General features: G+C 74.8%; 19 protein-coding genes and 1 tRNA gene. 10 read left to right on the top strand and 10 right to left on the bottom strand.

The genetic code is table 11. The features are described 5' to 3' along the window. The first annotated feature begins 202 nt into the window (after positions 1–202). The 3 genes from ACI79S_RS12385 to ACI79S_RS12395 all read left to right on the top strand — a co-directional run bounded on the left by ACI79S_RS12385 (position 203) and on the right by ACI79S_RS12395 (position 4,701). The gene (locus ACI79S_RS12385; protein WP_456593739.1) at positions 203–1,762 is read left to right on the top strand and encodes a phosphatase PAP2 family protein; all 1,560 of its coding nucleotides are present in this window, start codon (positions 203–205) and stop codon (positions 1,760–1,762) included. Positions 1,763–1,836: 74 nt separating this feature from the next. Further along, positions 1,837–4,230 carry an HAD-IC family P-type ATPase gene (locus tag ACI79S_RS12390; RefSeq protein ID WP_456593740.1) on the top strand — a complete coding sequence of 798 codons (2,394 nt, stop codon included), beginning with the start codon at positions 1,837–1,839 and terminating at the stop codon, positions 4,228–4,230. 33 nt (positions 4,231–4,263) lie between these two features. Beyond that, positions 4,264–4,701, top strand: a complete 438-nt coding sequence (locus tag ACI79S_RS12395) for a hypothetical protein (RefSeq protein WP_456593741.1) — start codon at positions 4,264–4,266, stop codon at positions 4,699–4,701. 668 nt (positions 4,702–5,369) lie between these two features. Here ACI79S_RS12395 and ACI79S_RS12400 read toward each other — a convergent pair. From ACI79S_RS12400 to ACI79S_RS12410, 3 genes are read right to left on the bottom strand one after another with little or no spacing between them, the layout of a single operon-like run. After that, positions 5,370–8,189: an alkaline phosphatase D family protein gene (locus ACI79S_RS12400; RefSeq protein WP_456593742.1), complete on the bottom strand. Its 2,820-nt coding sequence runs from the start codon at positions 8,187–8,189 to the stop codon at positions 5,370–5,372. Positions 8,190–8,211: 22 nt separating this feature from the next. After that, positions 8,212–10,578: a PEP/pyruvate-binding domain-containing protein gene (locus ACI79S_RS12405; protein ID WP_456593743.1), complete on the bottom strand. Its 2,367-nt coding sequence runs from the start codon at positions 10,576–10,578 to the stop codon at positions 8,212–8,214. Next, the gene (locus tag ACI79S_RS12410; RefSeq protein WP_456593744.1) at positions 10,575–10,847 is read right to left on the bottom strand and encodes a hypothetical protein; all 273 of its coding nucleotides are present in this window, start codon (positions 10,845–10,847) and stop codon (positions 10,575–10,577) included. The genes ACI79S_RS12405 and ACI79S_RS12410 overlap by 4 nt, the downstream gene beginning before the upstream one ends. Positions 10,848–11,034: 187 nt before the next feature. Here ACI79S_RS12410 and ACI79S_RS12415 point away from each other — a divergent pair, with 187 nt between their 5' ends. After that, positions 11,035–12,105: an alcohol dehydrogenase catalytic domain-containing protein gene (locus ACI79S_RS12415; RefSeq protein ID WP_456593745.1), complete on the top strand. Its 1,071-nt coding sequence runs from the start codon at positions 11,035–11,037 to the stop codon at positions 12,103–12,105. A gap of 65 nt (positions 12,106–12,170) precedes the next feature. Here ACI79S_RS12415 and ACI79S_RS12420 read toward each other — a convergent pair whose 3' ends face one another. The 3 genes from ACI79S_RS12420 to ACI79S_RS12430 form a co-directional block, all read right to left on the bottom strand. Next, positions 12,171–12,542, bottom strand: a complete 372-nt coding sequence (locus tag ACI79S_RS12420; RefSeq protein ID WP_456593746.1) for an alpha/beta fold hydrolase — start codon at positions 12,540–12,542, stop codon at positions 12,171–12,173. A gap of 26 nt (positions 12,543–12,568) precedes the next feature. After that, positions 12,569–12,656, bottom strand: a tRNA-Leu gene (locus tag ACI79S_RS12425). Between the two features lie 38 nt (positions 12,657–12,694). Beyond that, positions 12,695–13,753 carry a diguanylate cyclase gene (locus ACI79S_RS12430; protein WP_456593859.1) on the bottom strand — a complete coding sequence of 353 codons (1,059 nt, stop codon included), beginning with the start codon at positions 13,751–13,753 and terminating at the stop codon, positions 12,695–12,697. Positions 13,754–13,849: 96 nt separating this feature from the next. Here ACI79S_RS12430 and ACI79S_RS12435 point away from each other — a divergent pair, with 96 nt between their 5' ends. Beyond that, positions 13,850–15,175: a M20/M25/M40 family metallo-hydrolase gene (locus ACI79S_RS12435; protein ID WP_456593747.1), complete on the top strand. Its 1,326-nt coding sequence runs from the start codon at positions 13,850–13,852 to the stop codon at positions 15,173–15,175. A gap of 12 nt (positions 15,176–15,187) precedes the next feature. Then, complete coding sequence (locus ACI79S_RS12440; RefSeq protein WP_456593748.1) at positions 15,188–15,991, top strand: SDR family oxidoreductase; 804 nt, start codon at positions 15,188–15,190, stop codon at positions 15,989–15,991. 3 nt (positions 15,992–15,994) lie between these two features. Here the strand turns inward: ACI79S_RS12440 and ACI79S_RS12445 are convergent, their stop codons facing one another. Beyond that, positions 15,995–16,558 (bottom strand): class I SAM-dependent methyltransferase, encoded by a 564-nt coding sequence (locus ACI79S_RS12445; protein ID WP_456593749.1) that lies wholly within the window; start codon positions 16,556–16,558, stop codon positions 15,995–15,997. Positions 16,559–16,736: 178 nt separating this feature from the next. Between ACI79S_RS12445 and ACI79S_RS12450 the strand changes: the two genes are divergently transcribed. Beyond that, a complete protein-coding gene (locus ACI79S_RS12450; RefSeq protein WP_456593750.1) occupies positions 16,737–17,648 on the top strand; it encodes an NADPH:quinone oxidoreductase family protein in 912 nt (303 codons plus the stop codon). 77 nt (positions 17,649–17,725) lie between these two features. On the opposite strand, the gene ACI79S_RS12455 is transcribed toward ACI79S_RS12450, so the two are convergent. Then, the gene (locus tag ACI79S_RS12455; RefSeq protein WP_014376466.1) at positions 17,726–17,929 is read right to left on the bottom strand and encodes a DUF5703 family protein; all 204 of its coding nucleotides are present in this window, start codon (positions 17,927–17,929) and stop codon (positions 17,726–17,728) included. Positions 17,930–18,062: 133 nt separating this feature from the next. Between ACI79S_RS12455 and ACI79S_RS12460 the strand changes: the two genes are divergently transcribed. The 3 genes from ACI79S_RS12460 to ACI79S_RS12470 all read left to right on the top strand — a co-directional run bounded on the left by ACI79S_RS12460 (position 18,063) and on the right by ACI79S_RS12470 (position 19,769). Next, positions 18,063–18,335: a hypothetical protein gene (locus ACI79S_RS12460; RefSeq protein ID WP_456593751.1), complete on the top strand. Its 273-nt coding sequence runs from the start codon at positions 18,063–18,065 to the stop codon at positions 18,333–18,335. A 99-nt stretch (positions 18,336–18,434) separates the two neighbouring features. After that, on the top strand, positions 18,435–18,755 hold the full coding sequence (locus ACI79S_RS12465) for a hypothetical protein (protein ID WP_456593752.1): 321 nt from the start codon (positions 18,435–18,437) through the stop codon (positions 18,753–18,755). A 216-nt stretch (positions 18,756–18,971) separates the two neighbouring features. Next, positions 18,972–19,769 (top strand): DUF2470 domain-containing protein, encoded by a 798-nt coding sequence (locus tag ACI79S_RS12470; protein ID WP_456593753.1) that lies wholly within the window; start codon positions 18,972–18,974, stop codon positions 19,767–19,769. Here the strand turns inward: ACI79S_RS12470 and ACI79S_RS12475 are convergent. Both ACI79S_RS12475 and ACI79S_RS12480 read right to left on the bottom strand, forming a co-directional pair. Then, positions 19,766–21,736, bottom strand: a complete 1,971-nt coding sequence (locus tag ACI79S_RS12475; RefSeq protein ID WP_456593754.1) for an AAA family ATPase — start codon at positions 21,734–21,736, stop codon at positions 19,766–19,768. The genes ACI79S_RS12470 and ACI79S_RS12475 overlap by 4 nt on opposite strands. Continuing rightward, positions 21,733–22,713 (bottom strand): aldo/keto reductase, encoded by a 981-nt coding sequence (locus ACI79S_RS12480; RefSeq protein WP_456587886.1) that lies wholly within the window; start codon positions 22,711–22,713, stop codon positions 21,733–21,735. The genes ACI79S_RS12475 and ACI79S_RS12480 overlap by 4 nt, the downstream gene beginning before the upstream one ends. Positions 22,714–22,826: the final 113 nt, after the last annotated feature.

Here is a 22,826-nt window from a genome sequence, read left to right on the forward strand (position 1 = left end):
CCCGGGCCGCGTGAGCGCAGGGACCTCCGACCCACCGGGCGGGGCCCGGAGGCCCGGGCCCGGTGACGCACCAGGCGCGCACGATGACGAGGTGGCCGACCTGAGTTCCGCACTACCCGGTCCCGGGATCCGGCGGCCGTCGTGGCCGGACGGCGGGGGCGGCCGCCGGCCTTCAGGCCGGGAGCGGCTTCTGCGCCGGCCCGTGCCGCCCCAGGTGTGGGCGTGGCTGGCCGCCCTGACCGCCGCCGCACTGTTGCTGGTCCTCTGGTCCGGACGGCCGGGTGGGCTGCCCCCGCTCGACGGGGCGGCCACCGACCTGCTGGCGCCCGTCGGGCGACACCCGGACCTGGCCGCCGACCTGGCCCGGTTCGATGCCGAGGTGGGCTACCGGGTGCTGTGGGTTCCCACGGCGCTCGTCCTGGTCTGGACCGCGCGGTGGCGGCACCTGCTGGTCTACCTGGGCACCATCTCCGTGGTGGCCGCCCTGGCGCAGCTCGCCGCGGGGGAGGCCGTGCTCGTCAGGGCGGTTCGCGAGGGGCTGACCGGTTCCCCCGACGCGTTCACTCTCTCCGCCTGGCCGGACGTCGTCCTCGCCACGGTCGCGGTCGCGACTCTGTACGTGCTCACGCCCGCCGGCCGGGCCCGGCGATGGGGGTGGGTGGCCGTCGTCCTTCTGCTCGCCGCCTGCATCGCGCCCCGCATCGCCCTCGGGCTGGACGACGCCTCGACCGCCGTCGCCAGCGCCGTGCTGGGGAGCAGCGCCGCCGCTGTCGCCTTCTCCGTGCTGGCCCCGGAGGGCGCCTTCCCGGTCACCTACCGCCGCCGGGTCAAGGCGCACCTGGACCTCGACGCGCAGCGCACCGCGCACGTCCGCGCCGCCGTGCGCGACCAGCTGGGCCTCGAGCTGACGGCCATCGAGCCGTACCGCCTGGACGGCTCCGCCGGTTCCACGCCGTGCCAGCTGCACGTGGCCGGCGGACCGCCCGACGTGCTCTTCGGCAAGCTGTACTCGCTGACCCATCTGCGGTCCGACCGCTGGTACAAGCTCTTCCGGGTGCTGCGCTACGGCCGGCTGGAGGACGAGGCCCCCTTCTCCTCGGTGCGCCGGCTGGTGGAGCACGAGGACTACATGGTGCGGCTGCTGCGCGACGGCGGCGTCCGCGTGCCCGCCCCGGTCGGCGTGGTGGAGGTGGTGCCGGGCCGCGAGTACCTGCTGGTCACCGAGCTGGTCCTAGGTGCGGTGGAGATTCTGGACTCCGGCATGGGGGACCCGGTCGTGGACGACGCCCTGCAGCAGGTGCGGCTGCTGTGGGCCGCCGGCGCCGCCCACCGCGACATCAAGCCCTCGAACGTGCTGGCCCAGGGCGACCACGTCGTCCTCGTCGACGTCTCCTTCGGCGAGCTGCGGCCCTCGCGCTGGCGGCAGGCCGTGGACCTGGCCAACATGCTCCTGGTGTGCGCGCTGGTCGCCGGCCCCGATCGGGTCCTCGACCGGGCACTGCGCAGCTTCACCCCTGCTGAGTTGGCGGAGGCCTTCGCCACGACGAGCTCCCTGACCGTGCCGCGGCAGCTGCGCCGGTTGATGCAGGCCGACGGGCGTGACCTCGTCGAGGAGTTCCGCCGGCGACTGCCCGACCATCCGCGCATCCGGGTGCAGCGCTGGAGCGCCCGCCGCCTCCTGCTCGCGGTCGGGACGGTCGGGGGAGTGCTGCTCGCCGCCTGGGTCGTTGCGCTGAATCTGCGGGCCGGGGGCCTGCTGTGACGGCGGGCCCCGAGGCACCGGCACCAGCAGCGACCGGTCACGTCACGTCGTCGGCCGGCCTCACCGCCGCAGAGGTGGCCGAACGCGTGGCCGCCGGCGCGGTCAACGCCACGGCAGCGCGGACCAGCCGCACGCTGGGGGAGATCCTGTGGACCAACGTGTTCACGTTCTTCAACGGCCTGCTGGCCGCCCTATGGGTGGTGGCCGTGCTCGCGGGCCGCTGGCAGAACGCGCTGTTCGGCGGGGTCGTCGTCGCCAACTCGGCCATCGGCATCGTGCAGGAGTTGCGCGCCAAGCGGACGCTGGACCGCCTCGCCGTCCTGAGCGCTCCGCGGGCCCGGCCGGTGCGGGACGGCCGCGAGCAGGAGACGCCGGTCGAGGACGTCGTCCTCGACGATCTGCTCGTGGTGCAGGCCGGCGACCAGGTCCCGGTCGACGGCGTCCTGCGCGAGGGAGCAGGGCTGTCGGTTGACGAGTCGCTGCTCACCGGCGAGGCAGACGCCATCGCCAAGGCACCCGGGGACGAGCTGCTGTCGGGCTCCGTCGTGCTGGCCGGTAGCGGGCGGATGCAGGCCACGGCCGTGGGCGACGCCGCCTACGCCGCGCGGTTGGCAGCGGAGGCTCGAGCTTTCACCCGCACCCGGTCAGAGCTGCAGGCCGGGACGAACCGGATCCTGCGCTGGATCGCGGTCGGGCTGCTCGTCGTCGGACCGCTGGTGTTGTGGAGCCAGTTCCGCACCGCGGACAACGAGGACTGGCGCGACGCCGTCACCGGCACCGTCGGTGCGCTCGTCGGCATGGTCCCCGAGGGGCTGGTCCTGCTCACCACGCTCGCCTTCCTCGTCGCCACGGTCGGGCTGGCCCGTCGGCAGGTGCTGGTGCAGGAGCTGCCCGCCGTGGAGGGGCTCGCCCGCGTCGACGTCGTCTGCCTGGACAAGACCGGCACCCTCACCCACGGTGACGTCGGCTTCGACCACCTGGAGTCGCTTGCCGACGACGCGGCGAGCGCGCAGGCGCTGGCGCTGCTGGCCGTGGCCGACGGCGGCAACGCCACCGCGCGTGCCCTGGCCGCGGCCTTCCCCGCGCCGGACGGCGAGCGGGTGACAGACGGCGTGCCGTTCTCCTCGGCGCGCAAGTGGTCGGCCGTCCGTACCGCCGGTGGGGCCAGCTGGGTCCTCGGCGCGCCGGAGATGGTGCTGCCGGCGCCGGGCGCCTCCGCGCAGCGCGACGCACGGGCCCGCGCCGACGGGCTCGCCGCCGCAGGTCGCCGCGTCCTCCTGTTGGCCCGGTCATCCGAGCCATGGGCAGGGAGCGCGGCCGAGCCGGACCTGCCACCGGGCCTCGAGCCGGTCGCCCTCGTGGTGCTGGCGGAGCGCATCCGGGACGACGCCGCCGAGGTCCTGCGCTACTTCACCGACCAGGGCGTCGCCCTCAAGGTCATCTCCGGCGACAACCCGCGCACCGTCGGTGCCGTGGCCGCCGCCGTCGGCGTGCCCGGGGTGACCGGCGCCGCGGACGCCGTCGACGCCCGGAGCTTGCCCGAGGACCCCGACGAGCTCGGCGCCGTTCTGGAGACGGCGAGCGTCTTCGGCCGCGTCACCCCGCACCAGAAGCGGGCCATGGTGAGGGCGCTGCGGGCACGCGGTCATGTCGTCGCCATGACCGGGGACGGCGTGAACGACGCCCTCGCGCTCAAGGACGCCGACATCGGGGTCGCCATGGGCAACGGGGCGCCGGCTACGCGGGCGGTCGCGCAGCTGGTCCTGCTGGACGGGCGGTTCGCGCACCTGCCGCACGCCGTCGCCGAGGGCCGCCGGGTGATCGCCAACATCGAGCGCGCGGCGAACCTGTTCCTGGTCAAGAACGTCTACAGCCTGGTGCTGGCCCTGGTCACCGTCGCGACGCTGGTGGCGTACCCGCTGGAGCCGGTGCAGTTGACACTGATCTCGACGCTCACGATCGGGGTGCCCGGCTTCTTCCTCGCGCTGGCGCCCAACCGCCGCCGCTACGTGCCCGGCTTCGTCGGCCGGGTGCTGCGTTTCTCCGTGCCGACCGGGCTGGTGATCGGCGCCGCCGCCTACGCGGGGTACGCAGCCACCCGCTGGCTCGATCCGGGTGGCGGCGTGGCGGCGGCCCGGACGACCGCGACTGTCGTCGTCCTCGTCGTCGCGCTGTGGGCCCTCGCCGTCCTGGCCCGGCCGTTCACCGCGGGCAAGGCGGCCCTGCTCGCGGGCATGGCCGGGCTCGCCGCACTCGCCGTCTCACTGCCGGCGTTCCGCGAGAACGTCCTGCTGCTGAGGCCATCGGCGCCCGCGTTGCTGCTGGCGGCCGGGCTCGGGGCGGCCGGCGCGTTGCTCGTGGAGGTCATCGCCCGGGCCGGCGCAGTGGACCATGCACCGGAGGTCGGGGCTTCCGGCCCCGCGCCGGCGGACCTCCGGCCCGGGCCGGGACCCCGTCCCCGCTCCTAGCGTCGATCCTGATCCGACGATCCGGGAGAGACCATGACCGAGCTCCGCACCGCCCCTACACCCACCGCCGCGGGGCGCGTCCTCGGACACCTGCTGGGGGCCCTCGTGAACGGGGTACTGCTCCTGGCCATCCACGCCTGGCCGGGGTGGGAGGTCGTACCGTTCCTCACCGGCGAGACGCCGCAGGTGCTCGGGGTGATCGATGCAGCGCTCGTCGTCGGCATCGTCGTCCACCTCGTGCAGCTGGCCGGCGGCCCAGGCTGGGTGACCCCGGCCGGCCTCGTCATCACGTCGGCGTTCGGCGGCGCGGCGACGCTGCGTGTGCTCCAGGTGTTCCCGTTCGACCTCTCAGGGGGCTGGGAGACCGTCGCGCACGTCGTCCTCGTCGTGGGGGTGGTCGGCGCCGCGATCGGCGTGGTGGCGGCGTTGGTGTCGCTGGTTCGGCTCCGCAGCGCGGAGTGGGACCGCTGACACGCCGCCGCGGCACCTGCGCTGCCTCGTCTGACTGCGCGCGTGGGTGCGGACGCACCCCGACGGTGACCGCTACGAAGTGTCGAAGAACGCCTGTGCCGCTGCGGCAGGCGGACAGGGCCGCCGGAGATCCCCCGGGGTTCTTCTCCGGCGTGGGGACCGGCGGCGGCACGGCCTGGCCCGGGCGTGCGTCAATGTGTGAGCGACCCGGCTTGCTCCGCGGCCTCCGTGAGCCGGTCAGTCGCCTCGTCGATCTCTGAGGGATCAGCGAGCCCGGGGTGCTGTTTCCAGTCGGTCGGGTTGGGGAGGACCACCTGCACGCGCAGAGAGGAAGTGCCGGTCGAACGCCAAGGCGAGGACGACGTCCGCCGAGGGGTGCGCACGTGCCGGTACGGGACCCAGAGATAGGGGACGCCCCCGCCGACATACCCACCGGTCCGCCGGTCACGTGATCAGACCGGGACAGACCTGGCCCAGGACGAGGGCGGCGACGGCGAGCACGAGGTGAGTCAGCCAGCGGCGCAGGGCGGTCGGTGTCCAGCCGCGCTTCGGCACGCGAGGCCGCGAGGCCTGCAGCGCCGCACGTTGCCGGGACCGCCATGCACCGCGCAGGGCGCGCCGGTCGGAAGCTGCCCGAACGGCATCCGCACGCCCAGCTGACGCCCCGGTCAGACCGCCGGCGCCGGCAGCGTCACGGTGAGGCTGGCCAGCACCTCACCCGTGTGGGTCCGGCCCGCCAATCCGACATGAACGGTGGCGCCGCCGTCGTCGGTGACGGTCACGGTGCCGAACTGCCCGGCGCCCGGGAACGTCCCCTCGCTGTAGGGGCCGCCCTTCACGTGGCCGGGTGAGTCCAGCGCCGCCGCCTGGAGCAGTGGGAACCCCGCGCCGCCCGAGGTGCTGTAGTCGGTGTGGGAGCCGTCGTCGATGGCGACCATGTGGGCGTCCCCACTGAGCATGACCAGGTCGTCGACGCCGGCCGCGGCCAACGTGTCGGCGATGTGGCGGCGCTCGTCGGCGTAGCCACCCCAGTCGTCCCGGCCCGGCTGGTCGGGCGCGATCCACGGGGTCGGGTTCACCCACAGCACGAGGGCGTGGCTACGGCTGGCCGTCACCAGTTCCTGCTCCAGCCAGGCCAGTTGCCGGGCGCCGAGCATGGTGGTGTCGGTGCGCTCCGAACGGGTGTCGCTCACCACGACCCGGACCCGGCCCAGGGTGAAGGCGTGGTAGATGGCGCCGCCGGGCCCCTCGGCCAGCTCGTGGTGCGGGACGTAGGTGCGGTAGGCCTCCCGGGCGGCCGAGCGCGCCGGGGACGAGGCGTCGGAGCTCTCCGGCCCGAAGTCGTGGTCGTCCCACACGTAGTCGATCGGCACGTCCCGGTAGAGGGCGGCCTGCGCCGGGGCGGTGAGGACGTCCTCGTACCGGTCACCGAAGAGCGCGGGGTCATCGCGCTCAATGTTGGCGTAGTGCAGATCGCCGGTGTGCAGGAACAGCAGCGGGTCCACGGCGCGGATGGCGTCGAAGACCGCGCCGCTGGACCCGGTCCGGGCACACGAGGCGACGGCGAGGGTGAACGACGCCGGACCCTCCGGCGCGGTCGTCAGGCGGCCGCGGCCACGGGAGTCGTCGGGGTCACCGTCCACCTCCACGGTCCAGCGGTACGGGGTGCCGGGCTCCAGACCACCCACCTCGAGGCGCACGACACCCTCCGCGGACGGCTTGGCGGGTGCGGACCGGACTCGGTCGCCGCCGGCGGCCGGGACCACGGCCAGGCGCGCCGTTCCGCCGCCTGAGCTGAGCTCCGCCACCACCTGGGCCGAACGGCCGGTGACGGCGCCCGACCACGCCCACTCGACGGAGTCCACGGGCAGGACGACGGTCGCCGAGCGGGGGTGCAGCGGCCCGAAGAAGTAGTCGTTCGCCGCCGTCGCCCCGCCGAAGGTGCCCGCGAGTAGCACCGCCGTGGTCGTCGCCAGGATCACCACCGAGCGCATCGACCGGCGGTGCTGCCAGGCCACCCACATGAGGAACGCCGGGAGCAGGAACGCCGCGGCGACCAGCAGACTCACCCACGGCTGGTAGGTGGTCGCCGCGAAGACGGCCAGGGTGGTGCCGGCGAGCGCGGCCACCGCGGCGCCGACAGCGTGCCAGCGCAGCGCCACGAACCAGGCGAGCGCCGCCAGGCCGAGCAGTCCCAGCTGCAACTGCCGCGTCAGGGCCGGCCCGATGGCTTCGCCCTCCCGGCTGACCGGCAGGCCCTCGACCAGCGCCAGCCCGAGGAACAGCAGCACAGTCGCGGCCAGCCACCACCGGGCGGCGCGGCGCAGCACCCGTTCTTCTGCCGGTGTGACCGGCAGGAGTCCTGGTCCGGCCGCGGCGTCGTCCGCGGCCTCCCAGGGGCACACCGAGCAGCGCCGGTGCCGACGCGGCTGCTCCAGCGCCCACCAGGTCGCCAATACCAGGGCCAGCCCGATCAGGACGCCGGCCCCGGCGTCCGATGGCCAGGCCAGCCGAACCCGCACGACCTCGACCGCGACGACGAGGGCTCCCGTGCCGGTCAGCGCCAGCGTGACAAGCGCTGGGCCGCGTCGGCGGGTTCGCACGTAGACGGCCAGGGGCAGCAGTCCTGCGAAGAGCGTTGCCTGGAGCACCGGTGCGCTGGGCAGCGACCCGGTGAGCCCGGCCATCGCCCCGTCCGCCGGGTACGCGCGCTCCAGTCGGTCGGCGAGCACGGCGGTGCCGACCAGAGCCGCCGCCACGACGGTCAGCTGGCCGAGGGCGAAGGTCACGCAGCGCAGTCCCACGAGGCCGACGATGGCGGAGAGCACGATCGCCACGGGCACGGTGCCCAACTGACCCCACGGCAGGACGGGGGCGACGGGCGCGGTGATCTCGTCGTCGATCTCGGCGAGCATCTGCGGCGCGCCGGCGGTGGTGAAGACGAACTGCGCCGCCGCCACGGCGGCGATGACTGCCGCCCAGCCGAGCAGCAGCACCCCGCGCCGGGCACCGCCGCCCGGGGCCTGCCCCAGCGGCGTGCTCGCCAGCAGCGGACGCAGCCACCGGGGTGGACCGGGCCAGGTGGTGGCCGCGACCGCGGAGAGCACGGCGACGACCGCCATCCCGGCCGCGACCAGCAGCAGAAGGGCGTACATCCAGGCCAGGCCCTCGAACATGCCGCTGCGGGCCGGGGCGTAGTTCTTGGTCGCCCCACGAGCCCCGTAGACGGCCAGAGCGCCAGTGACCAGCGCCAGGAGCACGTAGTGCACCCGCGGGCGCAGGCCGACGGCGAGCGCGCCGTCGGGCGGCTCCCCGGTCCGGACGAACCGGGCCACGGCGGCGGCCTCGAGCGCGGTGGCGCGGGTCCGGCCGCGGCGATTCCGGCCGTGCAGGGCATCGCGCACGAGCGTGAACGCGGAGACGAGCAGGCCCGCGCCCATGATGGCCGGGACGAAGATCTGCCGCGGTCGATGTCGGCGTCGGACCACCAGTCCTCGCGGACGCGGCGCTTCACCGGTCCTCCTCCGGCTGGACGTCGACGGTGCCGGCGTCGCCGTCGACGGTGACGAGGCGGCCGTCGAGAGCCTCGGTTGCCCCGGCGACGTTGAGGACGGCGGGCAGGCCGAGCTCTCGCGCGACGATCGCCGCGTGCGAGAGCGGTCCACCGCGCTCGACGACGATCGCGCCGGCGCGGAGGAACACCGGGGACCAGCCGGCGTCGGTCGCCGCAGCCACGAGGACCTCCCCGGGCGCCAGCAGCTCGGGCTCCGGTGCGGCGAGCGTGCGGGCGAGGCCGGTGTGCCGCCCCGGGGCCGCCGCCCACCCGGTCAGCCGGTTCCCGGCGGGCGCGGCGGGCGGGGCGGCGTCCGGCGTCCCGGTGAAGCGCAGCGGCAGCGGGGGATCGGCCGCCCGCTGTTCCAGCCACCGCCGCCGGCGGGCCAGCTCGGCCGGCGCCGGCGGGGCGCCGGCCACCGCAGGTGCGAGCTCGGCGTCCCGCAGCAGGTCGACCTCGGGGGGGCCGGCGAGGACACCGAGCTCGGCCGTCAGCCGCCGGCCGAGCTCTTGGTGCGCACGGCGCACCTCGCCGCCGACGGCGAACACGGCCGCCTTGACCTCCTCTCGGCGGGTCAGCCCCTCGGCGGCGTCCGCGATCTCGCGACGGAGCACGTGCAGCCGGACGTCGACGAGCTGCCCCGTCAAGACGCGGACCCGCCGCCACCGCTTCTGGCCGGTCAGCGCCTCCTCCAGATCCCGGCGGGCCGCGTCGGGGTCCGGCCGAGCGGACCCCCCAGCCGGAGCCTGCACCCCGCCGGACTCGGCCCAGGTGGGGCCGGCGAACACCGACCTGTTGTCGGCAGGGCGGGGAGCGTGACGGGCGCCGGCGCCTGCGGTGACCCGCTGTGCCGCGGCCGCCGCGCCCACCTCGCCGAGGTACCCGGCGAGCCGGGCCTCGAGCCCTTGGTAGGCCGCCACCGCCGCAGAGGCGACGGCCAGCTCCACGGTCATGGCCCGGGCCCCGAGGTCGACGAGCCGGCGGCGGTAGGCCAGCAGCTCGTCGTCGGTCAGGTCCGCGAGCTGCGGTGGGTCGTCGAGCAGCGCCGGGACGGCGGCGAGGAGGATGCCGGCCTCGGTCGTGGCGCGGCGGCGGGCGGTGCCGGCGCGCAGCTGCAGCGAGATCGTGCGCCACCACGGGGCGGGAGAGCCCTCGTCGGCCTCCGGCAGCGCGGCGCCGAAGTACTGGCGCTCCAGCTCGGCCTCGGAGCCGCCGGGGAGGCAGCGCGCGGCGGCGCGCAGCGCGTCCAGGTCGAGCGCGGCGCGGCCGCGCACCCGGCGGATCAGGTCGTGCGGGCCATCGCGACCGTCGCCGAGGCCCCAGAGACGGCCGAGCACTTCGCGGAAGGCCTCCTCCACCAGGAAGGAGGAGACGTCCCAGACCAGCGGCGGGAGCACTCCGGGCAAGGTCTCGCCGATGCCGGCGGTCGTGAGTTCCGCATCGTCCTGCGGGGTGTCGCAGCCGTCGTCGGCCCGGGCGGGCCCCGTGGTGATCGGCCGCGCCTGCACCAGCCAGGTGCGCTCGCCATCCCAGGCCCACTCGATGTCCTGCGGCCGGCCGCCTTCAGCCCTCTCCACCTCGAGCGCGAGGGCTGCCGCCTCGCGGACCTGGGCGGGCGCGACCCCGTCGGCTGCGCCGTTGCGGGGGAGCAGCCACACGTCGGGTGTCCGGGCCACGGAGACGAGCGACTCGCCGAGCTCGGGCACCGCCTCCACACGCATCCGACCGGCTACGCCGCCCGGGTCGACGGTGAACACCACGCCGGCCGATCTCGCCGGCACCATCCGCATGAGGACGGCCGGCATGGCGATGTCGTCGTCCGAGATGCCCCACGCCCGTCGATACGCGCACGGAGCCGGGTGCCACAGGGAGGCCCAGGTCAGGCGGACGGCCTGCAGCGCCGACGCTGGACCGATGTCGAGGCTGGAACGGTACTGTCCCGCGAACGACGCGCCGGCCATGTCCTCCACCGTGGCCGAGGAGCGGATCGCCACGGGCCCGTCGCCGCCGGTCTCGGCGACCGCTGCGACGATCTCGGTCGCGATGCCGTCGGGCACCGGGACGGCCAGGAATGCGGCGTCGACCTCGGGGCCCGGCACGACCTCGCCGGCCCGCAGCCGGGCCAGCAGGTCCGCCAGGTCAGGATGCGCGGCGACGGTCCGGTACGCGGTCGCCGTGACGACCGCCGTGGGCGGCACCGGGAATCCGGCCTGCACCAAGCGGTCGAGTGATGCACCCTTGCCGCCGAGCTGCTCCGACGGGGCGGGGGCGCCTGGGCGGAGGGCGATGACGGCCGACAGGGTGGTCGACGGGGCGGCACTCACGCCCGGTCCCGCGGCTCGCCAACGAGGCCGGCGCGGTAGGCGGCGACGCAGCGGTCGGCCAGCCGGTCGAGCGGCTCACCGGTGGCGGCGGTCTGCCGCCGTAGCCAGGCGGCGAGGTCTGGGCGCAGGGCGACCGCGGACCGGCCGCGCAGGCAGGCGGCGAGGGCGGCGAGCTGCACGACCGCCACCGCCCCCAACAGGAGCGCGAGGTCGGTGTCGGCGTCGCGGAGAGCGTCGACCAGCGCGAGGGCGACACCGATCAGCGCCACGACCTGGAGGAGCGGGAGGGGCTACACGAGTGCCGTCCGGGGCGTCGGGGGAGGGACCTCTCGGACGCTAGGCGGCGGCGAGTTCCCGGTCCGGGGCCGAGGGACCCGTCCCGACGGGACCTTCGGCGCCTGCGTGTGAGGTGCTGAGAGCGGTGCACTGGGCGGACCGATAGTCAGGAGGTCCGCCATGAAGGCGTTGGTGTACTACGGCCCGGGCAAGCGGAGCTGGGAGGAGGTGCCCGATCCGCGGATCCAGGACCCGGAGGACGTCGTCGTCCGGGTCGACGGGTTCACCATCTGCGGCACCGACCTGCACATCCTCCGGGGCGACGTGCCCGAGGTCCCGTCCGGCACCGTCCTGGGCCACGAGGCCCTGGGCACCGTGACCGAGGTCGGGTCCGGCGTCCGCACCGTCGCGGCCGGGGACCGAGTCCTCGTTTCGTGCATCAGCTCGTGCGGCCGGTGCCCGTACTGCCGCGAGGGCCGCTACGGGCAGTGCCAGGGCGGCGGGGGCTGGATCCTGGGGCACACCACGCACGGGGTGCAGGCCGAGGCCGTGCGGGTCCCGTTCGCCGACGGATCGGTGCACCGGCTGCCCCATGGAGTGGCCGACGAGGCGGCGCTGATGCTGGCCGACATCCTCCCCACCTCCTACGAGGTCGGCGCGCTCAACGGCCGGGTCCGGCCCGGCGACACCGTCGTCATCGTGGGCGCGGGGCCGATCGGCCTGGCCGCGATCATGACCGCCGGCCTGTACACGCCGCAGCGCATCGTCGTCGTCGACCCGGTCGAGTCCCGGCGGGCAGCGGCAATCGCCTTCGGCGCGGACCTGGCCCTGTCGCCGGACGACGATGTACTGGCGGCGGTGCGTGACCTCACCGGTGGGCTGGGCGCCGACGTCGGCATCGAGGCGGTCGGAGTGCCGGCGGCGTTCGACCTGGCCGTCGACGTGGTGCGGCCGGGCGGGCGGGTCGCCAACGTCGGCGTGCACGGGAAGCCCACGACGCTGCACCTCGAGGACCTCTGGATCCGGGACGTCACCATCACCACCGGGTTGGTCGACACGGTCTCGACTCCGATGCTCCTGCGGATGCTGCAGGCCGGGAAGCTCGATGCGGGCCGGATGGTCACTCACCGCTTCGGCTTCGACCAGGTACCCGAGGCCTACGACTTGTTCGACGACCCGGTCGCCTCGGGCGCCCTGAAAGTCGCAGTCCTCGATGAGCCCTTATGTGAACTGGCGCCGACACGAGTTTGAAGCGGAAGGCCGTCGAGGGAAAGTACGTGGCGCTGCTCGACTAGGCGTACGAGCCCCGACGGCGGCTACCGGGTCAGCGTTGTCAGCATCTCGGTGAGGTGCCGCATCGAGCTCGGGTGTCCTTCCCCGGGGTAGACGACGAGGCGGGCATCGGCCAGATGTGCGGCCAGCCACCGGCCGTGGACGACGAAGATCGTCGAGTCCTGTTTCCCGTACCAGAGGTGGACCGGGCAGCGCACGGCGGACAGGTCGACGTCCCAGGGCCCGAGCCAGGCGACGTTGTCCCAGCCGCCGCCCGCGGCGCCCAGTCGAAGGCCCTCGCTGAGCATCGTGAACAGGTGGTGCCGCAGGACGGGGTCGACCAGGACGTCGGCGTCGCCGAAGGCGGCCTCCATGCCAGACATGGAGGTCGGCTCGTCGTCCTTGAAGGCGACCATGAGCTAAGTGGCAGCCGACCACTTAGTGGTGTCCGAGGGGGGACTTGAACCCCCACGCCCGATAAAGGGCACTAGCACCTCAAGCTAGCGCGTCTGCCATTCCGCCACCCGGACGAGTGCGTGGAGAAGACTACCCGACCACCGGGACCGGATCACGCACCCCCCATGCCCGCCGTGGCGGTCCCCACCGGCGCCAGGGCGACCCGACCACGCCCGGCCCGCTTGGCGTCGTAGAGGGCGGCATCGGCCGAGGTGTAGAGCCCCCGCCGATCCCGGGAGTGCTGCGGCACGTGGGCCACCCCGAGGCTGATCGACAGCGGCAGCTCCGTGCCGTCGGTGAGCACCAGCGGCTCCGACCGGACCGCCTGCAGCAGCTCCTCGGCGCGCCGGGCCGCAACGGCCCGATCACAACCGGGCAGCAGGACGGCCAGCTCGTCCCCGCCGAGGCGGGAGAGCACCGCATCGTGGATGCGGATGCGACCGCGCAGCACGGCGGCGAGGTGCACCAGGACGTCGTCGCCGACCGGGTGGCCGTGGTTGTCGTTGATCGCCTTGAACGAGTCGACGTCGATCAGCACCAGGGCCGTGCCCCGGGGCACCGACCGGCTGAGCGACCGCTCGAGCGCCTCGTCGAAGGCGCGCCGGGTCGCCAGCCCGGTCAGGGAGTCGACGGTGAGCTGGCGCTGCAGCGCATCGACGAGCACCTCCTGCGTGCGGTTCGCCCGCACGAGGAGGGTGGCCATGGCGACCAGCAGGGCGCCGAAGAAGAAGAAGTCGGCCAGCGCGGCAGCGGGCGGCAGGAGCACCAGCAGGGTGAGCAGGTCGGCGGCCAGCGCGCTCGCGGTCACCAGCACCACCGCCGGTGCTCGCAGGTGGACGGCCGTCCAGAGCACCGGAAAGGCGTAGAACGCCTGCGCGCCGGCCGACGTGTCCGACGTGAGCAGGTTGAGCGAGCCGGTGAGCGCCACGCCGGCCAGGCCGAGCGCCAGGAAGCCGTTCGCCTGGTCGATGCGCTCCGGCGGGAGCGTGCGGCAGAGCGCCGCGGCGCCCAGCAGCGCGGCCAGGCCCATCCAGTGCACGATTTGCGCCGGGGCGCCGCCGTCCGACTCGTAGAACAGCGGCAGGACGAACAGGACCGCCGCGCTGACCACCAGCAGGACCGAGGCGTTGGCGGCGGCGGCTCGGGGTTCACGGGCGCCGAAAGGGCGCATCGTCCTCACGGCCGGTCCATCGGCCGGGGGATTCGGACGGTGGAGTACCGTATCACTCGCCGGGGTGAGCACCGTCCAGGTGGCACGATCGCGGTCATGGCCGACACCCCCGCCCCGCTGGCCGGCGCCCAGGCCGAGGTGGCCGAGCTGCTCAGCGACCTTATCCGGATCGACACCACCAACACCGGCAGCACGTCGACCAGCGCGGGGGAGCGGACCGCCGCCGAGTGGGTCGCCGGCAAGCTCGACGAGGTCGGGATCGGCAGCGTCATCCACGAGTCCGAGCGCGGCCGGGCCAGCCTGGTCGCCCGCATCCCGGGCGCCGACCGCAGCCGGCCGGCCCTGCTGGTGCACGGCCACCTCGACGTCGTCCCGGCCGACCCGGCGGAGTGGAGCGTCCACCCGTTCTCCGGCGAGGAGCGGGACGGCTACATCTGGGGCCGCGGCGCGGTGGACATGAAGGACATGGACGCCATGGTGCTGGCGCTCGTGCGGGACTGGGCCCGCACCGGTGTGCAGCCGCCGCGCGACATCGTGCTGGCCTACGTCGCCGACGAGGAGGCCGGCGGGAAGCTCGGCGCGCACTTCCTCGTCGACGAGCACCCCGACCTGTTCGAGGGCTGCACCGAGGCGATCAGCGAGGTGGGCGGCTTCAGCATCACCGTCCGCGACGACCTGCGCCTCTACCTGGTGCAGACCGCGGAGAAGGGCCTGGCGTGGATGCGGCTGACCGCGGCCGGCAAGCCCGGGCACGGCTCCTTCGTGCACGACGACAACGCCGTCACCCGGCTCTGCGAGGCCGTCGCCCGCATCGGCAGCCACCGCTTCCCGCTCACCCTCACCCCGCCGATGCGGGAGTTCCTCGCCGCGGTCGAGGACGCCTACGGCATCGAGATCGACGCGGCCGAGCCCGAGCTCGCGCTGGCCCGTCTCGGCAGCATCAGCCGGATGATCGGTGCGGCGCTGCGCAACACCGCCAACCCGACGATGCTCGACGCCGGCTACAAGGCCAACGTCATCCCCGGCACGGCCAGCGCCACCGTCGACGGCCGCTTCCTCTACGGGCAGGAGGAGGAGTTCGAGCGCCAGCTCGCCTCGCTGATCGGTGAGGGGGTGCAGCGCGAGTGGCTGGTGCACGACCAGGCCGTGGAGACGACGTTCGACGGCCCGCTGGTCGACCAGATGGTCGCCGCACTCAAGGCCGAGGACGACGCCGCCCGCCCGGTGCCGTTCACCATGAGCGGCGGCACCGACGCCAAGAGCTTCCAGCGGCTGGGCATGCGCTGCTTCGGCTTCTCACCGCTGCGGCTGCCCGCCGACCTGGACTTCGCCTCGCTGTTCCACGGCATCGACGAGCGGGTGCCGGTGGAGTCGCTGCGGTTCGGCGTCCGGGTGCTCGACCGGTTCCTGCGCAACGCGTGATGTGATGCGGGGGTGACCTCTCCCACACCCCGCCCCGGTTCTGTCGCCCTGATCACCGGAGGGACCGGCGGCTTCGGCCGCGCCCTCGGTATGAAGCTCCGCGAGCGCGACGTCACCGTCGTCCTCGCCGACCTCGACAGCGAGCGCAACCGGCAGGTCGCCGCCGACCTCGGCTGCGAGTTCGCCGTCCTCGACGTCACCGATCGCGCGGCCAACGAGGCCCTCGTCGCCAAGATCGAGGCCGACCACGGGCGCCTGGACGCCGCCTACCTGAACGCCGGCATCTCCGCGGCCAAGAGCGACGACGCCCTCGACCTCGACGAGTTCATGCGCGTCGTCGACATCGACCTCTTCGGCGTGGTCTACGGCGTGGCGGCGGCCCGCCCGGCGATCAAGCGCGCCGGGGGCGGCGCCATGGTGGTCACCGCGTCGCTGGCCGGCCTCTCGCCCATGGCCACCGACCCCGGCTACAGCGTCGCCAAGGGCGGCGCCATCGCCTTCGTCCGCTCCATGGCGCCGCGGCTGGCCGCCGAGGGGACGACGATCTCGGCGATCTGCCCCGGCTTCGCCGACACCGCGATCATCGACCGCATCCGCGACCAGTTCACCGCTGCCGGCTTCCCGGTGCTCACGGCCGAGGAGGTCGCCGACGCGATGATCATGGCGTGGGGGTCGGCCGAGCCCGGTGCGGCCTACGTGATCCAGCCCGGCGTGGGCACGGTGCCCTACAAGTTCAAGGGCGTGCCCAGCGCCAGGACGACGACGGGCGAGACCGCCGTCGTGCCCGAGGCGCTGCGCCCGCCGTCGATGCGCTGAGGCTCAGTCCTGCCGGCAGGAGTACAGGAACGCCGGCGGCACGTTCCACGGCGTGATCCGCCACCGCACCGTCGTGAACCGCTTGCGGAGCTCGGGCAGCAGCAGCGGCGAGTACTGGATGACCACGGTGGTGCCGCCCGGCGCCATCGCCCGGGGGACCACGTCGAGGATCCGCCGCCGCAGGCCCGGCTCCAGCGAGGTGTAGGGCAGCGCGGAGACGACGACATCGGCGCGCGCGTCACCGAGGTGGGCCTCGAGGTTCTCCGCGGAGTCGCAGACCACCTGCACGCGGGGGTCGTCGAACCGCTCGTCCAGCAGCTTCGCCAGGCGCGGGTCGATCTCGAAGGTGATCAGCCGCGCGCCGGGGCGCAGCCGGGCCAGGATCTCCTGGGTCTGCGCCCCGGTGCCGGCGCCCAGCTCGACCACCAGCTCGGCGCCCGGCACGTCGGCCATGTCCAGCATGTCGCGCACCGCCGCACGCGAGGTGGGCAGCACCGCCCCCACCTGCCGCGGGTTGGCGAGGAAAGCGCCGAGGAAGCGCAACCGGTCGGTGAACTGCTCGATCATCGAATCCCCTCCTGGGCCGCCGCGGGGGAGGGCGGCCACCGTTGCGCACCCTGGCACGCCGGCCGCAGCACGGCTAGCCGGAGGGCGGGGGTCACGTGACGGCGGTCACCGGTGGTCTGGCAAGGTCGGGCCCATGCGTGCATGGCGGGTACACGAACTCGGTGATCCCTCGAAGGTCATGAGCCTCGACGAGGTCGACCAGCCCACACCGGGCGAGGGCCAGGTGCTGGTCAAGGTGCGGGCGGCGGCCCTGAACTTCCCCGACGTGCTCATGGCGATGGGCATGTACCAGGAGAAGCCGCCGCTGCCCTACACCCCGGGCGTCGAGCTGTGCGGGGAGATCGTCGAGACCGGCCAGCGGGTGATCGGCTCGCCGTCCGGCGGGCCGGGCGCGTTCGCCGAGTACGCGCTCATGGACGCCGCGGCCGCCTTCCCGGTGCCCGACGGCATGACCGACGAGAAGGCCGCCTCGCTCTACCTGACCTACCAGACCGGCTACGTCGGCCTGCACCGCCGCGCGCACCTGCAGGCGGGGGAGACGCTGCTGGTCCACGCCGGTGCCGGCGGCGTCGGCACGGCGGCGATCCAGCTGGGCAAGGCCGCCGGGGCCACGGTCATCGCCACCGCGGGCGGGGCGCGCAAGACCGAGGTGTGCAAGCAGTTGGGCGCCGACCACGTCATCGACTACACCAGCGAGGACTTCGTCTCCATCGTCAAGGACGTGACCGGCGGTCGCGGCGCCGACGTCGTCTACGACCCGGTCGGCGGCGACGTGTTCGACAAGTCCCGCAAGTGCATCGCCTTCGAGGGGCGCCTGGTCGTCGTCGGCTTCACCAGCGGTCGCATCCCCGAGGCCCCGGCCAACCACCTGCTGGTCAAGAACTACAGCGTCGTGGGGCTGCACTGGGGCCTGTACCGCAAGCACGACCCCTCCGTCTTCACCGAGACGCACGAGCAGCTGGTCCGGCTGGTCCAGGACGGGAAGGTCGACCCGCTGGTCGGCGAAATCCTGCCGCTGGACCAGGCGCCTCAGGCGCTGCTGAAGCTCGCCTCCCGCGACACCGTCGGCAAGGTCGTGCTCGTCCCGTAGGCAGCCCCGGCGCGTGCGCCGGCGCCCGGTTCCGACGCGCAGAACCGGGCGCCGGCGCACACGGCTCCGGGCTCGCCCTAGATGACCGGCTTCGGCAGGTAGGAGAGGCGGGCCCGGCGGCGCAGGATGACCTTGCGGGTGCCGTCGGCGTGCAGCTGCAAGCGGGCCAGCTCCCAGCCGCCGACGTCCGACTGCAGGCTGAGCATCGTCGCCGCCGCGGACCGGGAGGTGCCCGGCGGGATCCGCAGCGGCGCGAACTCGTAGTCCCCGGCGGTGTCCATCGGCCCGATTGTGCCCGCCGTTCGCCTCGACGGCACGTGTTGTTCGCCTCCCTCACCCCGCCCCGTCCTGCCGGTTCGCCGGTCGGACGGCACGATGGGGCGCAGACCGCACCCGCTTCTCAGGGAGGACGACGTGACCGAGCCCGGTTTCTCGAGCGACGTGCCCGACGCCGACCGCGCGGAGCAGGAGGCGCTCCTCGACCCGCCCGCCCCGTCGCGCGCGGGGGAGGCGACGCCGCCCTCCGGCGACGTGCCGGAGGCCGATGCGCTGGAGCAGCAGCTGGCCGCCCGCCCGGGCGAGGCCGGCGCCCCCCGCGGCCCGATCGGGTACCGCGAGGCCGACGATGCCGACGTGCTGGAGCAGGACGCCGACGTGCCCGTCGACGAGGACGACCCCCGGACCTGATCCCTCGCACGGTCCGCCGGTCGGGTGAATCACCCGCTCCGACCCGCCCCGGTCGGGCGGACCGGTGAGGGTGGGCGGTGGATCACGGGAGGTGGGCGGATGACCGGCGACGCGGACGGTCCGGCCGTCTCCGACGCCCAGGTGCAGGCGGCCGCCGAGCGGTGGGCGCGAGCCGCCGGCGTCCCGCTCTCGACCGTGCGGGGCACGGCACCGCAGAGCGGATCGGTGACCCTGCGCGTCCTGCGCGGTGTCCTGCTGGGCGCCGCGGCCGGCGTGTTCCTGATGGTCCTGGCGCGCGCTGACGGGGCCTCGGCCGCACTGTGGGGGCCGCTCGCACTCGGGGCCGGGCTGCTGGCCTGCCGGATGGCCGCCCAGCGGCGGAACCGCGTTCCCGGCCGGGCGGCACCGTCCCGGGGATGACCGCCGCGCTGGTCTCCAGCCTCGTCAGGTCCGGCTGCTCGTCGCCGTCCGGGTGCGGCGACCCGGGCACCTGCGCCGGGCGGTCGAGCTGAACACCGGTCCCATTCCCGCCGAGCCGGCGCGCCGCCCGTCCTGAACCCGGCCGGTCGCCGAGCGCACCACTTCCCGCCCGGCCGGCTCTTTGGTTAGGCTGCCCTAACTGATCGAGGAGGGGCCATGCCGAGCAGCCCGACCCACCCCGCGCCCGAGCGCCGTCCGGAGGCCGACGGGCTGCGGCCCGCGCCGGCCGAGCGCGCCCGCACCGTCGCCACCCGTTCCGCCGCGACCGTCTGCGCACCCGGCGTCGAGGGCGGCCGGCTGCTCGCCCACACCGTCACCCACGCCGGGCAGGTGCTGCTGGTCGTCCCCGCCGACGGCGACATCGCCGAGGCCGTCCACCGGGCGCCCGACCAGGACCTCTCGGCCCTGCTGATGGTCAGCGACCACGCACCCGTGCCGCTGCGCCGGCCGGTCCGGGCGCAGCTGTGGCTCTCCGGCTGGGCCACGCCGGTTCGGCCCGAGGACCAGCGGGCCGCCGTCCTCGCCTTCGCCGAGACCCGGCCCACCGAGGTCCTCCTCGACGTCGGCCGCACCGCGCGGCTGCTGCGCCTCGACCTCGCCGAGGTGGTACTGGGGGAGGGCGGCGACGGCGTCGACGTCAGCCCGCAGGAGTTCGCGGCGGCCCGCCCCGACCCGCTGGCGGCCATCGAGGCCGACCACCTGCGCCACCTCGCCGGAGCGCACGCCGACGTCCTCGCGCTCATGGCCGGCCGCATCCCGGCCGACGTGGTGGGCCCGGCCGGCGTCGTCCGCCCGCTGGGGCTGGACCGCTTCGGCTTCCGGCTGCGCGTCGAGCGGCCATTCGGCCACACCGACGTGCGGGTGCCGTTCACCCGCCCGCTCACCTGCGCCGGCCAGCTCGGCGCCGCCGTGGGGCAGCTGCTCTGCGCGGCCCGGGCGGTACCGCGCAGCTAGCCGGCGATCTCGCGCAGCAGCTCGGCCAGCCGGGTCCGCCGCGGCCGCACGTCGACGTCGCGCACCGCCCGGGCCAGGGCGGCCCCGCTGGCGTGCACGATCGACAGGTGCTTCTGCGCGCGGGTCAGCGCGGTGTAGACCAGCGGGCGGGACAGCATCCCGCCGGCCTCGGGCGGGAGCACCACGACGACGCCGGGCCACTCCGACCCCTGTGCGCGGTGCACGGTGATCGCCCAGCCGTGGCGCAGGTCGGGCAGCGCGTTGCCGGTGACCGTGACCGGGCCGGAGCTGAAGTCCACCGTCAGGGACCCGTCCCCGGTGCCGGTGACGACGCCGACCTCGCCGTTGGCGAAGCCGGTGGGCTCCAGGTCCAGGTGGTTCGCGGTGGCCACCACGCGGTCGCCGACGTCGAAGCCGAACACCGTGCCCTCACCCGGGTTCAGCTGCGCCTTGAGCGCCTTGTTCAGCTCGATGGTCCCGGACGGCCCGCGGTGCACCGGGGTGACGACCTGCACCCCGCCGGGGTCGATGCCCAGCGCACGCGGGATGGAGTCGGTGACCAGCTGCACCACGCGGCGGGCGGCCTCGCCGCTGCCGGTGGCCGGGACCACGACGACCTCGCGGTCGGGGGAGTCGACCGGCGGCAGCTGCCCCTCCCGCACGGCCGACGCCAGCCGCGCGATCGCCCCGCCCTCGGCCTGCCGGTAGAGGGTGGTCAGCTCCGTCACCGGGACGGCGCCGGAATCGATGAGGTCGCCCAGCACGTGCCCGGGGCCGATCGAGGGCAGCTGCGCCGGGTCGCCCACCAGCAGCAGGTGGGTGCCGTCGGGGCAGGCCTCCAGCAGCGCGGCGGTCAGCTCGACGTCGAGCATGGAGGCCTCGTCGACCACGACGACGTCGGCGTCCAGCGGCCACTCCTCGTTGCGGGAGAACCCACCGGAGGCGCCCTGCGCGCCGAGCAGCCGGTGCACGGTCACCGCCGGGTGGTCGGTGAGCTCCTCCAGGCGCTTGGCCGCCCGGCCGGTGGGCGCCGCGAGGGCGACGTCGGTGCCCTTGGTCCGCAGCAGCTGCACGACCGCGGCGACCGTACGGCTCTTCCCGGTGCCCGGGCCACCCGTGAGCAGGCTGACCCCGGCCGAGAGCACCTGGGCCACCGCCTTCTTCTGCGCCTCGTCCAGGCCCTTGGCCACCGAGCGCACCGAGGCGGGGTCGGCGATCCGCTCGGCGGCGGCGGCGAGCCGGGCCACGTTCTCGGCCACCGCCTCCTCGGCCATGCCGTAGCGGGCCAGCGACAGCATCCGCAGCGCGGGATCGGGTTCGGCGTCCTCTGCGTCGTCATCCCCACCCGCCCGGTCCTCGTCGAGCTCCGGCTCGGGGGGTTCGTGGTCGAGCACGTCTCCGGACTCGACGGCGGCGACGATCGCGGCCGCCGGGTCGGCGATGCCCTCGGCCTGCAGCGCGGCGACGACCAGGTCGACGGGCAGCACGGTGTGCCCGTCGCGGGTCGCCGTGCGCAGCGTGAGCCCCACGATGGCGCGGCCGCGCCGGGAGTCCTGCCGGTCGGCGCCCTTGAGGAGGGAGATCGCGAGCCGGTCGGCGTCGGTCAGCGTGACCCCGGAGAGCCCCAGCAGGGCCCACGGGTCGTCCCGCAGCCGGCGGGCGGCGTCCGGGCCCAGCGCGTCGGCGACCCCGGCGGCCAGCTTGGCCGGCAGCCCGGCGCGCACGAGCAGCTCGACCACCTCGTAGGTGGGGGCGGCGGCCAGGAAACTGGAGAACAGCCGCTCGGCGCGCTGCCGGCCCACCCGCGGCAGCTTCAGCAACCGGTCGGCGGTGACGTCGTCCGGGGTGGTGATGCTGGCGGCCGGCAGCTCGGCCGCGGCGCGCTTGCCGAGGCCCGGCCACAGTCCGGCCGTGCAGAAGGCGGCGAAGACCAGGTCCGGGCCCGGGGTCGTGGGGTCGGCGCTCACCGGTCCGACCGGCGATCGGGATAGCTGAAGTGCGGGGCGGAGACGTCCTCCAGCGCGGTGCGGATCGCGGCGGGCAGCCGCACGCCGTCGGAGTCCAGGGACGCCTGCAGCTGCTGGGCGGTGCGCGCGCCGACCACCGGGGCGACGACGCCGGGGCGGTCCCGCACCCAGGCCAGCGCCACGGCCAGCGGCGTGGTGCCCAGGCCCTGGGCCGCGGTGATCACCGCCTCGACGATGCGGTCGGCCGCGGCCGACCGGAGGTTGTCGATGAAGCCCTGCCACTGGGCCGATGCCCCACGGCTCTCCGACGGCGTGCTGTGGCGGTACTTGCCGGTCAGCAGGCCCCGGCCGAGCGGCGACCAGGCGAGCACGCCGAGGCCCAGCGCCTCGGCGGCCGGCACGACCTCCCGCTCCACGCCGCGCTGCAGCAGCGAGTACTCGACCTGGGTGCTCACCAGCGGCGTGCGACCCGGCCAGGCCTTCTGCCAGGTCGCGGCCTGGGCGGTCTGCCAGCCGGTGAAGTTGCTCACCCCGACGTAGCGCGCTCGCCCCGAGGAGACGGCGAGGTCGCAGGCGGCCAGCGTCTCCTCCAGCGGCGTCGTCTCGTCCCAGGCGTGCAGCTGCCAGAGGTCGACGTAGTCCAGGCCCAGCCGCTCCAGCGACGCGTCCAGCGCCGAGATGAGGTGCCCCCGGGAAGCTCCCCGGCCCATGGGACCGGGCCCCGTGCGCCCGACTGCCTTGGTGGCGACCAGCACCTGCGAGCGCGGGACGACGTCGGCCAGCAGGTGGCCGAGGGTGCGCTCGCTCTCGCCGTCGCAGTAGACGTCGGCCGTGTCGACCAGCGTGCCGCCCGCGTCGACGAAGGCCGTCAGCTGCATGGCGGCCTCGTCCTCGTCGGTGTCGCCGCCCCAGGTCATCGTGCCCAGCGCGAGCCGGGACACGATCAGACCGCTGCGCCCCAACGCCCGTTGCTCCACGACCGGCCAACCTACCGCCGCCACCCGGCCGGCACCCGGGAGCACCGGCGGCTCCGGGGCGGCGTGCCGGAGCCGGAGCGGCCGCCACCTAAGGTCAGCGTTCGTGCCCGACC

The sequence above is a fragment of the Blastococcus sp. SYSU DS1024 genome, from assembly GCF_054050795.1.